The following is a 15,744-nucleotide window of genomic DNA, read 5'->3' on the forward strand; positions in this document are numbered from 1 at the left end:
CTGCAACGCTCGCCGCGTCGCGGACGATGAACGGTCGGATCGGCCGACGCGTCGTCCACGACCGAGCGCGGGGCAACACTGGTGAGGAGTCATAGTTCAGATGAGTTCGGATGGATCGACCGGCACACCGTCCGAGTCGGGCGGCCGAGTGGGTGGACGGTCGAGCCGCCCCAGGCCTACCCGTGCACGACCCACCCGACAGCGACCGGCCCGTACGGTCGCGCTGCCGACTCTGCTCGCCGCGGCGGTGGAAAAGAACCCGGACGGTACCGCGGTGGAGTTCGACACCCGGTCGCTCACCTATCGGGAGATCGACTCCCGGTCGTCCAGGCTCGCCCGGCTGCTCATCGAACGCGGGGTAGGTCCCGAGGATTTCGTGGCTCTGGCACTGACCCGTTCGATCGAATCGGTCACGGCCGTGTGGGCCGTGGCGAAGACCGGTGCTGCATTCGTCCCCATCGACCCGAATTACCCGGCCGCCCGCATCACGCACATGGTGAACGACTCCGGCGTGCGAATGGGTGTCACTGCAACACAATTCGAGGACACGATGCCGACGTCGGTGTCGTGGATCAGCCTCGACTCGTCCGACACCGAAGGCGCACTTCAGGGGTTGTCCGACGATCCCGTCGTAGCGGAAGACCGACGGGCACCGATTCGCCCGTCCACGCTCGCGTACGTCATCTACACCTCCGGCTCGACCGGTCTGCCGAAAGGCGTCGCCGTCTCCCACGCCGGACTGGCTCCGCTGACCTCCACTCAGGTCGAGACCTACGGGTTGGACTCCGATTCGCGCACACTGCATTTCGCGTCCCCCAGCTTCGATGCATCCGTGCTGGAGCTACTGATGGCCGTGGGCGCAGGCTCGACGATGGTCATCGTCCCACCCGGCGTCTACGGCGGTGCCGATCTGGCTGACATGCTCCGCCGCCACCGCGTCAGCCATGCGTTCGTCACCCCGGCAGCGCTGGCCTCGCTCGACCCGGCTGAGGTGCCCGACATGCGGGTGCTTGCGATCGGCGGCGAGGCCTTCACCTCGGAGCTGATGTCGAAGTGGGCACCGGGCAGACGTTTTCACAACGTCTACGGCCCCACCGAAGCGTCGATGGTGTGCAATATCTCGCCGCCGTTGAACGCCGGCGAAGCCGTGCTGCTCGGGCCGTCCACCAAAGACATGGGCTACCACGTGCTCGACGACCGGTTGCGGCAGGTACCCGCAGGGGTGCCGGGGGAGCTGTATCTGACCGGTGCCGGCCTTGCGCGGGGTTACCATCGAAGATTTGCGCTGACCGCGGCGCGATTCGTAGCCAATCCCTATGCAGCCGAGAGTGATCCGAATCAAGCCAGGCTCTACCGCACCGGTGACCTGGTGCGGTGGCGGGAAGTGGCGTCCGGACGTGCCATCGAATATCTGGGCCGCAACGACTTTCAGGTCCAGATCCGAGGCTTCAGAATCGAACTCGGTGAAATCGACGCCGTTCTCACAGCGCAGGACGGGGTCGATTTCGCTGTGACGCTCGGTCACCGCAGTCCTACTGGCGCAACCGTTCTCGCAGCCTACGTACTGCCGGTGGCAGGGACGGACGTCGACCTGGACCGGGTGCTGGACGAGGCCGGGCGGAGTCTGCCCGCGCACATGGTGCCCTCGGTGATCACGCGGATCGATACGATTCCCCTGACTCCCACCGGCAAACTCGACCGAGATGCGTTGCCGGAGCCGGTGTTCGAGGTCGCCGAGTTCCGCGCCCCGGCGACCCCTACCGAGCAGGCGGTAGCCGACATCTTCGTCGAGTTGCTCGGGGTCGAGCGAGTCGGTCTCGACGACGATTTCTTCGCGCTCGGCGGCAATTCGCTGATCGCCACCAAACTCGCTGCGCGGCTGGGTTCGGCACTCGGCGTGCACGTGCCTGCGCGTTCGGTGTTCGAGTCGTCCACCGTCGAGGCGCTCGCGAACGCAGCCGACTCGGTCGACGCTCCGATCCGGGCCCAGCTCGACGCCTCCAGGGCTCGGCCGCAACACATTCCGCTCTCGTCCGCTCAGCAACGCATGTGGTTCCTGAACCGACTCGACACCGCGTCGGCGATCAACAACGTGCCGGTTGCTCTGCTGCTGCGCGGTTCCCTCGACATCGATGCACTGCAGGCCGCCGTCCTCGATGTGGTCGGTCGCCACGAATCGTTGCGCACCATCTATCCCGACATCGACGGCAGCGGCTATCAGCAGGTGCTCGACGAGGCCGATGCGCAGGTCGACACGGCCGTGGTCACCGTCACCCGTGACGGCGCCTTGGCCGACGTCACCGAATTCTTCAGCCGTGGGTTCGACGTGACGGTCGAAATTCCGTTCCGCGTTCGGCTGTTCGAGGTCACCGACCCCGCCGGTCCGATGCCGGAGTACGTATTGGCGTTCGTGGCACACCACATCTCGGCCGACGGGCTGTCGATGGCTCCGCTGTCTCGGGACGTCATGACGGCATATCTCGCGCGACGCAGTGGATCGGCACCGCAGTGGACGCCGCTGCCGGTTCAGTACGTCGACTACACGCTGTGGCAACTCGACATGCTGGGTTCGGAGTCGGACCCGAAATCCGTCGCCAGCAAGCAGATTCAGTACTGGCAGCACGCGCTCGACGGCCTACCCGAACAACTGGAGTTACCCGCCGACCGGCCGCGTCCACGAGTCGCGTCGGGACGAGGGGCGGTGGTGTCGTTCGATATCGATCCCGAGCTGCACACCCGAGTGGTCGAATGCGCCCGGGCCAACGAGTCGACCCCGTTCATGGTGGTGCACGCCGCGTTGGCCGTGTTGCTGGCGACACTGTCGGGTACGGCCGACATCGCCGTCGGAGCACCGGTGGGTGGCCGTGGTGACGCGCGGCTGGACGATCTGGTGGGCATGTTCGTCAATACGGTGGTGCTTCGAACCCCTGTTGCCTCGGATGCCTCGTTCGTCGAGGTTCTCGACACGGTACGTACGGCCGACCTCGAGGCGTTCGACAACGTCGACGTTCCCTTCGAGCGTCTGGTCGAGGTACTCGATCCGGTGCGTTCGCAAGGACGACACCCACTGGTGCAGGTTGCGCTGTTCTTCCAGAACTTCTCGCAGGGTTCGTTCGAGCTGCCCGATCTCGCCGTCGAGGCGTTCGGGTCCGGCGTGGCATCGGCCAAGTTCGACCTCCAGGTGACGTTCACCGAGCGGGGCGACGGCGCAGGGCTCGCCGTCGAGTTGATGTACGCCACGGATCTGTTCGACGAGCCGACCGTGACGGCCTTCGGGCACCGGCTGGTGGCCGTTCTCGACTCCGTGACCGCTCGACCCGAACTCGCGGTCGGTGACATCGACGTTCTCGATTTGGCTGAGCGTGAACAACTCTCGTTGCGGGGCCACGGCATCGCGGTGGCTGTCGATCCGGACGAGGTGCTGCTGGATGGTTTCGACCGGGTGGTGGCCGAGTCGCCTGATGTGGTGGCGTTGGTGTTCGGCGAACAGTCGTTGACGTATCGGGAGTTCTCGGACCGGGTGGATGCGACTGCGTGGTTGTTGCAGGAGCACGGTGCCGGGCCGGGTGTGTCGGTGGGGTTGGCCATGCGTCGGTCGATCGAGCTTGTGGTCGGCATGTATGCCGTGCTGCGGTCCGGTGCGGCGTACGTTCCGGTGGATCCGGATCAGCCGTCCGAGCGCAACGACTACATTCTAGACACGGCGTCGCCGGTTGTCGTTCTGTCGACGGCGCGAGACGACTTCGCCACGGCGACAGCGATTCCGGTTCTCGACATCACGGATCCGCCGCCGGTCGGGTCGGTGGCATTCCCCCGTCCCTCCGGTGCCGATCTGGCGTACGTGCTGTTCACGTCCGGGTCGACCGGTCGGCCCAAGGGGGTGGCCGTCGAGCATCGCGCCATCGTCAACCAGATGGCGTGGATGGCGCAGGAGTACGGTCTCGACGCCTCGGACGTCTACTTGCAGAAGACGGCCACGACGTTCGACGTGTCGTTGTGGGGGTTCTTCCTGCCGCTGCGTACCGGGGGTCGGCTGATCGTGGCGGCCCCGGGCGCGCAGCGTGATGTGGAGGCCGTGGCGGCCGATATCGCCCGTCATGGTGTGACGGTGACGGATTTCGTGCCGTCGATGCTCACGGTGTTCGCCGAATCGGTTGCTGCGCAGTCCATCTCTTCGCTTCGGCACATCTTCGTGATCGGTGAGGCGTTGCCCGCGCGGACCGTGGATGCGTGCCGCGCGGTGTCGGATGCTCGGGTGCACAACTTGTACGGACCCACCGAGGCGGCGGTGAGTGTCACCTATCGCGATGTCTCCGAGGACGTCGCGGTGGATGGTTCGGTCTCCATCGGGGTGCCGGAGTGGAATACCTCTGTCCACGTTCTCGATTCGCGGTTGCATCCGGTGCCTGCGGGTGTGCCGGGCGAGCTCTACCTCGCCGGGGTGCAGTTGGCTCGGGGTTACGTTGCGCGGCCGGACTTGTCTTCCGAGCGTTTCGTTGCGAACCCGTTCGGCGATGCTGGGGCGCGAATGTATCGCACCGGCGATCTGGTTCGGTGGTCGATGGATGTCGGGCGGCTCGAGTACATCGGTCGGACGGACTTCCAGGTCAAGTTCCGTGGGCAGCGAATCGAGTTGGGGGAGATCGAGACTGCCTTGACGGCGTCTCCGGCGGTGAGTCAGGCCGTTGTGGTGGTTGCGCAGCTATCGGTGGGGGAGTCGCTGGCGGCGTACGTGGTGCCCGCGGTCGGAGCCGACATCGAGGTCGAGGCGGTCCGGTCGGAGTTGGGGTCGGCGGTGCCGTCGTACATGGTGCCGTCCGCGTTCGTGGTGCTCGACGCTTTGCCGCTCAACGCGGCGGGCAAGTTGGACCGTCGGGCGTTGCCCGTCCCGGAATTCGAGATCCGCGAGTTCCGGGCTCCGCGGACACCGGTCGAGGAATCGATCGCGGCGGTGTACTCGGACGTCCTGGGTGTCGAGCGTGTCGGGTTGGACGACGACTTCTTCGCGTTGGGTGGCAACTCGCTGCTGGCGGTCAAGTTGGTGTCCAAGCTCGGAGCGGCCGTGGGCGGCGGACCGATACCGCTGAACTGGTTGTTCGTCGACGCCTCCGTGGCCTCGCTCGCCGCGCGGATCACGGCAGCGACGACGTCGCCGATCGAGGAGGCCGAATCCAGCGGGCTGGAGACATTGATTCCCCTTCGAGTCGGTGGTTCCGAGTCACCGCTGTTCTGCATCCATCCCATCGTGGGGCTCTCCTGGGCCTTCGGTGGATTGTCGGCGTACCTGGGCGAGGACCGTCCGATCTACGGGTTGCAGTCACCTGCCCTCTCCGGTGCCGAACCCCTGCCGGAATCCATCGAACAGTGGGCCGCCCTGTTCGTGAACAAGATTCGCAGCGTGCAGCCGTCCGGCCCGTACCACCTGCTCGGTTGGTCGATGGGCGGATCGATCGCGCACGCCATGGCTGTGCAACTGCAGCACGAAGGCGAGTCGGTAGCAACACTGGCGATGATGGACTCGTTCGTCGCGGGCAGGACCGAGCACCTCGTGGACCGACCCGTGTCTGCCGGAGAGATGCTCGGCGGCCTGGGCCTCGGAGCGGACACCGATATCGAGATCGAAGAGCTCACGGTCGATTCTGTGGCGGAACTGTTGGCATCGATGCCTGCTCCGTTCGACGCGATATCCCGCGATCGGATAGCCAGGATACTGGACGGGATCGCCCGCTCGGCGGAGCTGATCGACTCGTACGTGCCACGGACATTCGTCGGGCGGTCGATCCTCTTTGCGTCGGTCGTCGACGATCCGACCGGAACCGTTGCCGCGTCGACGTGGGAGGACGCGGTCGACGGGGGCGTGAACGTGTTGCCCGTGCATTCCACCCACTGGCAGATGGCGTCGCAGTCTGCGCTCGCCGAAATCGGACCGGTGTTGCAGTCCGAGTTGGACCGGTAGACCGTCGAACACGACCGGGGCCTCACGACGCGATGTCGTGAGGCCCCGGTGGTGACGGTTCGCGCTGTGTCAGCAGGGTGCAGCCGTCGTCGCTGCGTACTCGGGATCGAGCGCCGACTTGACCATGTACAGAGGCGCCGGGTCGGTGACGAGACCGACGTGGGACGTCGTCGCCGCGGGGCACACGTCCTGAACCCAGACGTTGTGCACCATCGCCGGGTCGCCGGACTTGAGGAAGGTGTTCGCGGGCGGCGTCGAGACGGTGTCGTTGCGCGTGGCGATGACGGTGTACTCCACCCCGGGTTCGACGTCTCCGCCCTCGTTCAAGCTGGTAAGCGTCGTCGAACCGACGAGTTGCTGGGCACCCGCCATGTTGTATGTCAGGGGGGTGAGTGCGTCGCCGGGCAGACCGAGGGAGGTGAGCAATTCGGAGAGTTGCTGCAGACCACCGAAGGTCGTGCCGTGATTGGTGGCACCGAGGGTGACCAGCGTGTGAACCTTGTTGCGGGCTGGGTCCTGCGCATCGGTGCCGCCATCGAACTTCATGTACTGCCGAGTGGCGGTGCCGCCCTGCGAATGGCCGACCATGTCGACTTGCTCGGCACCGGTTGCCGCGAGTACTTCGTCGACGAAACGGCCGATCTGTCGGCCTGACTCAGCGATGTCGCCGGAGCCCCAGATGGTCGTGCCCGGGTCGAGGAGGAGCGAGACGCCGCCGTAGTTGGGGGCGAAGACGCAGTAGCCCTCGCTCTTCAACTGCGGTGCCAGGATCTTCCACGTGGACGCATCCATCTTGGTTCCGTGGACGAGCACAACCGGACGGGGATGGGCCGCGCTGGGAACACAGCCGAAGTCGTTGGCACCCTCGAGTGCGGGGGTGGCCGATACCGAGGTGCCGGTGGGGGAGGGTGCTGCAGTCGCCGTTCCCGCCCCGGTCAGGCACAGGGCACCGGCGACGGCGGCAGCAACCGCCGTGGGCAGCACTCGGGAAAGCGTGTTCGACATGGCCTCGATCTCGTGTGAAGGCGTGGGACGCGCCGCCGGTTTCGGCAGGCCTGTGTTGTCGACCGTAACATCGGTCATCCATCCGTTACAGTCGCGCGGATCAAGACTGCAGGCCGGGTGGGTCGGTGAGCCAGTGGGTGTGTCCGACGTCACCAGCTGAACGCGCGATAGGCGATGCCCCCGCGAATTTCGCCGACCCGGATGAAGAGGGCCCTCGACCAGTGACCACGGGCCAGCCCGGTCCATGCCGTCGGTAGCAGCGGATTGCGAACCAACAGGGCTGTCCACCACGACAGGACCGTACGAACTTTCATGGCCGGGCACCCCTGGGGCCGATAGATTCCCCGCAGCTTGGCGAAGCCGAATCCGAGCCGGAACGACTGGCGCAGCATGGGTCGGAGCTCGGCGCGCAGTCTGTAGGCCACGACAGTGTCGGTACTGAAACCGAGGGTGTAGCCGGACAGTTGCGCGCGCCAGCAGAATTCGACGTCCTGGCTGGCCCTGAACCGGTTGTCCATGCCACCGACATCGCGATAGACCGACGCCCAACAGGCCATGCTGGCCCCGATCGCGAACGGCAGGAAATCCGTACGGCCCTGGTTCTCGGGCGGTGTGGTCGGAGTCCAGGACAACGCTCGCGCACTGTTCAGCGTGTGCGTCTCCACTGCGGTACCCGCCACGTCGAACGTCCGAGCGAGCTCGGCGAGCGTTCGTAGCCACGATGGGTGCACCACGTCGTCCGCGTCGCAGAACATCAACAGGTCGCCGGAGGCGCTCTCGGCACCGCGATTGCGTGCGTGCGCCGCCCCGACCTGCTGTGACGCGTCTACGCAGGTCAACTGCAGTCGATCTCGTAGGGGATGTGAAGCGACGTGATCGCTGACTCGTCCGTCGCCGGCATTGTCCGAAATCAGCACGTCGAACGGATAGTCGACATCTTGCTCCGCCAACGCCTGCAACTGGGCGTCGAGCAGGGGATCGAGCGAGCCCACAGGAATGATCACCGAAATCGACGGATGTGCGGTGTACGCATCGTTCACGACGTCACTTCCGATCGGGGCCGTGGGTTGACCGGAGCCACTTCGGTCAGCCTTCCGAAGATGCCTTCTTGTAGCCGCGGATTGCGGGGATCAGAAACACGACTGCCATTCCGAGTGACCATGCAAGAGTTTGCAACACCGGTGTCAGGACCGGACCACCCATTGCCAGGTTTCGCATTGCATCCACCGCGACCGACATCGGCTGCGCCGCGACGACCGGTTGAAGCCAAGGTGGGTAGGCCAGCACGGGTACGAAGCCGGCGTTGAAGAACATCAGAAGTGTGGCGAAGATCGACACGACTTCGACCAGGGGTGCGTCGCCGGCGACGGTGGCCAGGAATGTCACCATGACCGCGAACCCGATACCGAACACGATCGGCACCAGAATCAACAAGATGCCGGCCGGAATTCCCTGAGTGAATCGGAACCCCATCGCGACACCCGCCAAAGTGATGACGATGGTGGTGACGAGTACTCGAACTGCTTCGGCGATCATCCTGCCCAGCAGACCGGCGGCACGATGCGTCGGTGTCGTCCAGAAGCGCGACAGCAAACCCGATTTACGTTCGCCCTTGAGGCCGACCGCGCTGACGATCGATCCGAACATCGCTCCGACGAGAGCGATCATCGGCACCTGGCCGTAGATCGCCGGAGCTCCGGTGGCCGCGGAAATCGAGTTTCCGAGCACGACACGGAACATGACCAGCATCAAGGCGGGGTACAGCAACGCCTGAATCATCGTCGACGGATCGCGCATCCATCGCGTCAACAGTCGCTTGGCCTGGATCAGACTGTGGGTCCAGAGAGCACGGACAGACCTTTCGCCCAGCACCATGTTGGGTTCGGGGAAGGTCAAGCTGGATACGCGGGTCGTGTTCACCGACGCTTCGGACATCGTCATGTCGGACTCTTCACTCTGGCCTGGAGCTCGCCCAGATGGCGAGCGGTACGAAGAACAGGATCAAGCCGGTCACCCACGCGAGCGACGGCCACAACACCTGGAAGGTGACTCCGCCTTCGGCCATATCGCGCATTGCGAAGGAGAACTGCGAGATCGGCTGGTTGCGTACGAACGGTCGGATGAGTTCCGGGAATCCACTCTCCGGGACGAACCCGCACGACGCCATACCGAGAATGAGCTGGGGGAGGGTCAGTACCTGGCTGGTCGCTTCGGGACTCTTCGACAGAGTTCCGATCGCATCGGCCCCGATCGACAACGTGGTGCTGATCAGCATGGCGAGTGCGCAGAACAACAGGGCCTGACCGAACCCTGCCGTGAAGCGAAAACCGATCACGTAACCGAAACCGAGGGCGGATACGAGAGAGACCAACGAGCGGACGACACCGCTCGAGATTCGTGCCACGAGTGGCACACCCCGCACGACGGGCATGGTCTTCAACCGTGAGTTCAGGCCACTCATCGCCTCGGCCGAGGCACGCTGTGCCGCCGAGATCGCGGTGAACGCCATGGCCTGCAGCACGATGATCGGCATCAGGAACTGGGCGTAGTCGATGCCCTGCAAGCCCATGACGAACTTGAGAGGCAGATAGAAGCCGACGGTGAAGATGAGCGGGGCGATGACTGCGACCAGCAACTCGCCCTTGGTCAGCATGGTCCACAGGGCACGGCCGGTGAGGGCCTGCCACTGCACGAATCCCGACGGCTTCGTCCTCGACCGCCGTTTCGGCTGCTGAGCCGTCGAACCGACATCGGTCCGTCGGACGGCTCTGGCCTTCGAATCGGCGACGCCTCGCGTAGTGGCCGTCACGGTGTGGTGCTCGTCTGGGAGTGCCCGGTGAGGGTGAGGAACACGTCGTCGAGCGACGGGCGGCGCAGAGCAATGTCGGCGAGCACGATTCCCCTCGCATCGATACGGCGCAGAATCTCCGACAGAGTCGCCGCGCCGTCGGGTGCAGGAACGGAGAGCCGGTCCGAGGCCGCGGTGATCTCGGCGTGAACTGCCGCGGGGACCATGTCGCCCAGGGCTTCGGCGGCCGCACGGAGTTGGCCGGGATCGAGGGGAACGACCTCGCAGTAGCTGCCGCCGGTCATGGCCTTGAGATGGTCCGACGTGCCCTCTGCGATGACCGTGCCCTTGTCGATGACGATGATGTTGTCGCTCAGAACGTCTGCTTCTTCGAGGTACTGCGTCGTCAACAGAACGGTGATGCCCTGCGCCTTGAGCGCCTCGACCAGCGACCAGACACCCTGCCGGCTGCGTGGGTCGAGTCCGGTGGTCGGCTCGTCCAGGAACACGACCTCCGGCCGCACGACGAGGCCACAGGCGATGTCGATGCGGCGACGCATACCACCCGAGTAGCCGCGCACGGGGCGCTTGCCGGTATCGGAGAGGTCGAACTCGTCGAGCAGCGCCTTGGCGCGGGCCTTCGCGGCCTTCTTGTCCAGACCCATCAGACGACCGAAGAGCTCGATGTTCTCGCGGCCGGACAGTGTGTCGTCGAGCGCCGCGTACTGCCCGGTCATCATGATCGAGCGGCGTACTGCCGGAGCGTCGGTTGCGACATCGTGACCCGCCACGAAGGCTCTGCCGCTGTCGGGTGCGATCAGGGTGGAGAGCACCTTCACGGTCGTCGTCTTGCCTGCACCGTTCGGGCCGAGAATGCCCAGAACTGTTCCCCGCTCCGCGGAGAAGCTGATGCCGCGCAACGCTTGCACATCGCCGAAGGACTTGTGTACGTCCTCCACGTGTACGGCTGCGTGTTGAGCTGACGACATCGAATCTCCGAGCTGTCGGGGGGAGTGGTGGGACCGGACCCTGTGGAGTCGAGGGCCACTACTTGATAGCGAAATTCGCCGTGGATGTTACGTGGAGGGGCGTCGTTGCGTGAGTTCCGCAGTCAGCCCCAGTCGATATCGATACTGTTCTCGACGTCGAGTTTTCGGCACAGAGACCGCAACCCGCTGTAGTCCTGAACCAACGCGCGCCGGCTCTTGTCCTGCTCGACATCGGCGAGCATCGCCTCGGCTCCCAGCACGCCTTCGAGCTCGAGAATGCGTCCCCAGGTGGAGAAGTCGCTGCTCGAGAACGCGTCCATGCCATCGACGAGGCCGTCCAGGAACTTCTGCCGGTCGTCGGGACCGAGTCGCTCGAAGACGATCGCGGCCATGTCGTCGGCGATGGACGCATGGCAGTACTCGTCGCGGTTGTGCAGCTTGACCGTTGCCCGATTGATGGGCTGAATGACGTCGTCGTCCTCGATCAGGTCCAGGTACGACGTGATGGAGATCTCTGCAACCGTCATGAACGCGAGGGAGCTGATCGCTGCCGACCATGGGTCGTCACTGTTCGCCTGTGCCGCGCGTTGCCGGCGCACGGTGGAGCTGAACGGCAGAGAGCGTTCCGACAGAGACCAACCGCGTCCGCGTCTGGTGGCTGCGCTCGCGTTGAGGTGCATCAGGGTGTGGTACTGCTCGTCCACCATGGCCTGGGTCACCGCAACTGCGAGGGTGTCACCCATCCCGGTCTCGAACACGTCTTGCGCCAACAGTGCGAAACCGGGATGAACGACATGCTGCTCGACGTCCATCACGTTCTTGTTGAACGCGATCCAGCCCCATGCCCGAAGTCGATTCTGTTGCTGGGGAGTGGCACCGGTGAAGGTGTCGTGTTCACCGAACGGGATCAGAGCGTCGGGAAAATCCTGCTTGGCGACGTCGAACAGATCGTCCAGCTCGGGTTCGGGCTTCTTGACCGTCGCGCGTTGTGACCAGTTCTTCGCCAACCGCGCGACGACGGCGCTCTCCACGACATCGGCGGAGTCGAATTCCGGCAACGACGGTTGCTCCAGCATCGCGTGCCTCCGCTTTCCGCTCGTCCGACTGCGGCTATCGGTTACCGCCGCTGCCTCGAACGATACCGAACATCTCCGCACACAATGCTCGATACTGATCTCCGTTCCCGCCCAGAGCGGCTTCGGCCTGCGTCAACAGGCGAGCGAAGTCGGCCTCGGAGCCGGAATCGACGGTCTCGCTCACCGTCTGCGTCGCGCGTTGCAGCGCCGCCCTGGCATCGGCGGCGTGCGGATTGCCTGCCTGTACGTCCCAGTAGACCTCGGGTTCACCGCCGGTGATGCGCGCCAGCACCGCAAGCATCGTCGCGTGTGGGGGAGGCGCAACGGCGTCGATGTCGTCGAAGGGAAGGTCCAATTCGGCCAGAGCCAGGCCGAACGCCAGCACACTGGCGTGTGTCAGGGCCTGCGTCGCGGCGGCGAGGCGATCATGGCGTGCAGCGTCGAGGAGCACTACTCGACCGCCCCATCGCGAGATTCCTTCGAGGAAGAGATCCACCGGCGGGCCGGGTCGGTGCACGACGGCGGCGACGGGACGTCCGGCCATTCCGAGCGACGGGGCGAACATGGGATTGATTCCCATCACGGCACCGATCGGACGTGCGCCCTGCACATGGCGCGAGAAGCCGGACTTGACCGACAGGGTCTCCACCAGCAGAGCGTCGGGCCGCAGAGCAGACAGGTCCGCCGCCAGGGCCACGGATTCGGGCACCGCCAGAATGACCGTCGCCGCACGTGCCAGCACTGCGGCGAGCTGTTCGTCGGGCGCGGTGATGTCACCGACCGTGACGGGAAAGGCGTCGGGACCGTCGTGGATGTCGACGACGGTGACCGAAGCGCCGTCACCGCGCAGCAGGTCGACCATCAGACGTCCGACCGCTCCCGAACCTCCGACCACAATCACGGAGTTGTCGGGCTCCGACCGTGTCACCGAGTTCATCGGTCGAGTATGTCAACGCGATGCGGCGGAGACCCAGATGGTGATGTCCGCGTGCACCACCTCCATGCCGGCGGTGTCGCGGATCGCGACCGGCACGACGATGTCGATGCCATCGGTGACCGTCCCGAAGTCGGGGACCTCGTCGAGTGCGGCGACCGCGCGCAGCGATGTGGTGGCCTTCGTCAGATACTGGACCGTCATCGATTTGGGGATCCATCGGTGCGAGGTGGGGACGGTCGCCTCGGCGAGCATGCCCATCGCGACCTCGGCGAGGTTGCAGGCCGCGATGGCGTGGAAGGTGCCCAGGTGGTTTCGAATGCCGAACCACTTGGGGGCAGTGACCTCGCAGCGCCCCGGCTCGAGCGCGACGACACGGGGCAGCACGGATGCGAAGTACGGAACCCGTAGGCACATACCTACGGAGAAGAGCGTGGAGCCGACAGTGTTGTTCGGTAGCTTCGACCAGGCGCGATAGGTCGCGCCGGTAGTGTTCTCGACGGTGGTCATGGCGCTACCTTACTGCTCGGTAAGGTAGTGCGATGGCAATCGATCGGCCCCGAGTTGATCTGATGCCCGGTCTGCGGCATACTGGTCGGGTTGCCTGGACACGGGACGCGCATGCGTGCGGCCTGAAACAGGTGAGTCGGCCGAAAAGCCGACTGAGCAAGAACATGAGACCAGCGCTCCACGTGAGCGCGTCCGGAACACCAGCTCGATCGGTGCGGATTTCGTTCGATTCGGATGGTTGAGGCGAAAGTTTCAGCGCAGAAGAATGAGCGGAATCGCGACACGCCCGACCGCGTGGACCGGAGAACCATGACAGATGAAGAGCGGCAACGGAATCAGGTCACGCCTGGTCGTCAACGTTTTTCACTGTCGTGTGTGCACGAAGGCAGTTCGAGTCGGTGGGTTTCCCACGGCTCGGGGACTGTGCAGACGAGGTGGAGCAGGCCGAACGGCCCGTTCTACGACCAAGCGGCAAGAAAAGGACACTAAGCGTGGCGGGACAAAAGATCCGCATCAGGCTCAAGGCCTACGACCATGAGGCGATCGACGCGTCAGCGCGCAAGATCGTCGAAACGGTCACCCGTACGGGTGCCCGCGTCGTCGGACCGGTGCCGTTGCCGACAGAAAAGAACGTGTACTGCGTCATCCGTTCGCCGCACAAGTACAAGGACTCGCGCGAACACTTCGAGATGCGTACTCACAAGCGGCTCATTGACATCCTCGACCCGACACCGAAGACGGTGGACGCGCTCATGCGCATCGACCTCCCGGCCAGTGTCGACGTCAACATCCAGTGAGCGCGGAGACAACGATGACTGATAACAAGAACCGGCCTGCAACAGGAATTCTGGGCACCAAGCTCGGAATGACCCAGGTCTTCGACGAGAACAACCGCGTCGTTCCGGTGACCGTGATCAAGGCAGGCCCCAACGTGGTCACCCAGATCCGCACCCAGGAACGTGACGGCTACAGCGCCGTCCAGGTCGCATTCGGTGCGATCGACCCGCGCAAGGTGAACAAGCCCACCACCGGCCAGTTCGAGAAGGCAGGTGTCACGCCGCGTCGCCACATCGTGGAGATTCGCGTTGCCGACGCCTCGCAGTTCGAGGTCGGCCAGGAGCTCACCGCTGCAGTGTTCGAGGACGGCGCATACGTCGACGTCACCGGCACCAGCAAGGGCAAGGGCTTCGCCGGAACCATGAAGCGTCACGGCTTCAAGGGTCAGGGCGCGAGCCACGGCGCACAGGCCGTGCACCGTCGTCCCGGATCCATCGGTGGCTGCGCAACGCCCGGTCGCGTCTTCAAGGGGATGCGCATGTCCGGACGTATGGGTGGCGACCGCGTCACGACGCAGAACCTCTCGGTCCACAAGGTGGACAGCGAGAACGGTCTGCTGCTGATCAAGGGAGCGATCCCGGGCCGTCGCGGCAACGTCGTGATCGTCAAGTCTGCATTGAAGGGTGGTGCACGGGCATGACCAGCCTCGAGAAGAACACCGAGACCAAGCTGACGCTCGATGTCAAGGAAGCCGGCGGCAAGACCAACGGCACCGTCGATCTCCCCGCGGAGATCTTCGACGCTCCGGCGAACATCGCGCTGCTGCACCAGGTCGTCATCGCACAGCTTGCAGCTGCTCGTCAGGGAACCCACTCCACGAAGACTCGTGGCGAGGTTCGCGGCGGCGGCAAGAAGCCGTACCGGCAGAAGGGCACCGGTCGCGCCCGTCAGGGTTCGACCCGCGCTCCTCAGTTCGTCGGCGGTGGCACGGTCCACGGACCGCAGCCGCGCGACTACAGCCAGCGGACCCCCAAGAAGATGAAGGCCGCCGCATTGCGCGGAGCCCTCTCCGATCGGGCCCGCAGCGAGCGTCTGCACGTCATCACCGAACTGGTTGCCGGACAGGTTCCGTCCACCAAGGGTGCGAAGACGTTCCTCGCCGAGATCTCGGACCGCAAGAAGGTCCTGCTCGTCGTCGGCCGCGAGGACATCGCAGCCTGGAAGAGCGTTCAGAACCTGGACGGCGTGCACCCTATTGCACCCGACCAGCTCAACACCTACGACGTGCTCAACGCCGATGATGTCGTTTTCAGCGTGGAAGCGCTGAACACCTTCATCGCTGGGCCTGCAAAGAACGAGGAGGCAAGCAAGTGACCACGATCGCCGATCCCCGCGACATCTTGCTGGCACCGGTCATCTCCGAGAAGTCCTACGGACTGATCGAAGAAGGCACCTACACGTTCCTGGTGCACCCGGACTCGAACAAGACGCAGATCAAGATTGCCGTCGAGAAGATCTTCGACGTCACCGTGACCAGCGTCAACACGATGAACCGTCAGGGCAAGCGTAAGCGGACCCGGTTCGGTTACGGCAAGCGCAAGGACACCAAGCGCGCGCTCGTAACGCTCTCCGCCGACAGCAAGCCCATCGAGATCTTCGGAGGTCCGGTCGCGTAAGCGACTGGGACTCTTCGGATATAGAGGACGAGA

At 64.8% G+C, this 15,744-nt stretch carries 13 protein-coding genes; 5 read left to right on the forward strand and 8 right to left on the reverse strand.

The genetic code is table 11. The features are described from left to right. The first annotated feature begins 100 nt into the window (after positions 1-100). Positions 101-5,956 (forward strand): amino acid adenylation domain-containing protein, encoded by a 5,856-nt coding sequence (locus CH283_RS05480; protein WP_094639125.1) that lies wholly within the window; start codon positions 101-103, stop codon positions 5,954-5,956. A 69-nt stretch (positions 5,957-6,025) separates the two neighbouring features. Here the strand turns inward: CH283_RS05480 and CH283_RS05485 are convergent, their stop codons facing one another. The 8 genes from CH283_RS05485 to CH283_RS05520 all read right to left on the reverse strand — a co-directional run bounded on the left by CH283_RS05485 (position 6,026) and on the right by CH283_RS05520 (position 13,258). Beyond that, positions 6,026-6,961, reverse strand: a complete 936-nt coding sequence (locus CH283_RS05485; RefSeq protein WP_094639184.1) for an esterase/lipase family protein — start codon at positions 6,959-6,961, stop codon at positions 6,026-6,028. A 149-nt stretch (positions 6,962-7,110) separates the two neighbouring features. Beyond that, positions 7,111-8,001, reverse strand: a complete 891-nt coding sequence (locus CH283_RS05490; RefSeq protein ID WP_068051402.1) for a glycosyltransferase — start codon at positions 7,999-8,001, stop codon at positions 7,111-7,113. Positions 8,002-8,047: 46 nt separating this feature from the next. Continuing rightward, on the reverse strand, positions 8,048-8,902 hold the full coding sequence (locus tag CH283_RS05495; protein ID WP_068051400.1) for an ABC transporter permease: 855 nt from the start codon (positions 8,900-8,902) through the stop codon (positions 8,048-8,050). 10 nt (positions 8,903-8,912) lie between these two features. Continuing rightward, entirely contained in the window at positions 8,913-9,770 is an 858-nt protein-coding gene (locus CH283_RS05500; protein WP_068051398.1) for an ABC transporter permease, read from the reverse strand. Beyond that, positions 9,767-10,738, reverse strand: a complete 972-nt coding sequence (locus CH283_RS05505; protein ID WP_068051396.1) for a daunorubicin/doxorubicin resistance ABC transporter ATP-binding protein DrrA — start codon at positions 10,736-10,738, stop codon at positions 9,767-9,769. Before CH283_RS05505 ends, CH283_RS05500 begins: the two co-directional genes overlap by 4 nt. Positions 10,739-10,860: 122 nt before the next feature. After that, positions 10,861-11,814: an AurF N-oxygenase family protein gene (locus tag CH283_RS05510; RefSeq protein ID WP_068051394.1), complete on the reverse strand. Its 954-nt coding sequence runs from the start codon at positions 11,812-11,814 to the stop codon at positions 10,861-10,863. 34 nt (positions 11,815-11,848) lie between these two features. Beyond that, on the reverse strand, positions 11,849-12,751 hold the full coding sequence (locus CH283_RS05515; protein WP_068051392.1) for a prephenate dehydrogenase dimerization domain-containing protein: 903 nt from the start codon (positions 12,749-12,751) through the stop codon (positions 11,849-11,851). 12 nt (positions 12,752-12,763) lie between these two features. Continuing rightward, positions 12,764-13,258 (reverse strand): hotdog fold domain-containing protein, encoded by a 495-nt coding sequence (locus CH283_RS05520; RefSeq protein ID WP_068051390.1) that lies wholly within the window; start codon positions 13,256-13,258, stop codon positions 12,764-12,766. 491 nt (positions 13,259-13,749) lie between these two features. Between CH283_RS05520 and rpsJ the strand changes: the two genes are divergently transcribed. From rpsJ to rplW, 4 genes are read left to right on the forward strand one after another with little or no spacing between them, the layout of a single operon-like run. Beyond that, entirely contained in the window at positions 13,750-14,055 is a 306-nt protein-coding gene (rpsJ, locus tag CH283_RS05525) for a 30S ribosomal protein S10 (RefSeq protein ID WP_003938093.1), read from the forward strand. A 14-nt stretch (positions 14,056-14,069) separates the two neighbouring features. Further along, positions 14,070-14,735 carry a 50S ribosomal protein L3 gene (gene rplC / locus CH283_RS05530; RefSeq protein WP_027496309.1) on the forward strand — a complete coding sequence of 222 codons (666 nt, stop codon included), beginning with the start codon at positions 14,070-14,072 and terminating at the stop codon, positions 14,733-14,735. After that, a complete protein-coding gene (gene rplD, locus CH283_RS05535; protein WP_008718317.1) occupies positions 14,732-15,409 on the forward strand; it encodes a 50S ribosomal protein L4 in 678 nt (225 codons plus the stop codon). Before rplC ends, rplD begins: the two co-directional genes overlap by 4 nt. Further along, positions 15,406-15,711, forward strand: coding sequence for a 50S ribosomal protein L23 (rplW, locus tag CH283_RS05540; RefSeq protein WP_027496310.1), 306 nt, complete (start codon positions 15,406-15,408; stop codon positions 15,709-15,711). The genes rplD and rplW overlap by 4 nt, the downstream gene beginning before the upstream one ends. Positions 15,712-15,744: the final 33 nt, after the last annotated feature.

The organism is Rhodococcus sp. 05-2254-2 (assembly GCF_002259095.1).
In the GTDB taxonomy this organism is placed as follows: domain Bacteria; phylum Actinomycetota; class Actinomycetes; order Mycobacteriales; family Mycobacteriaceae; genus Rhodococcoides.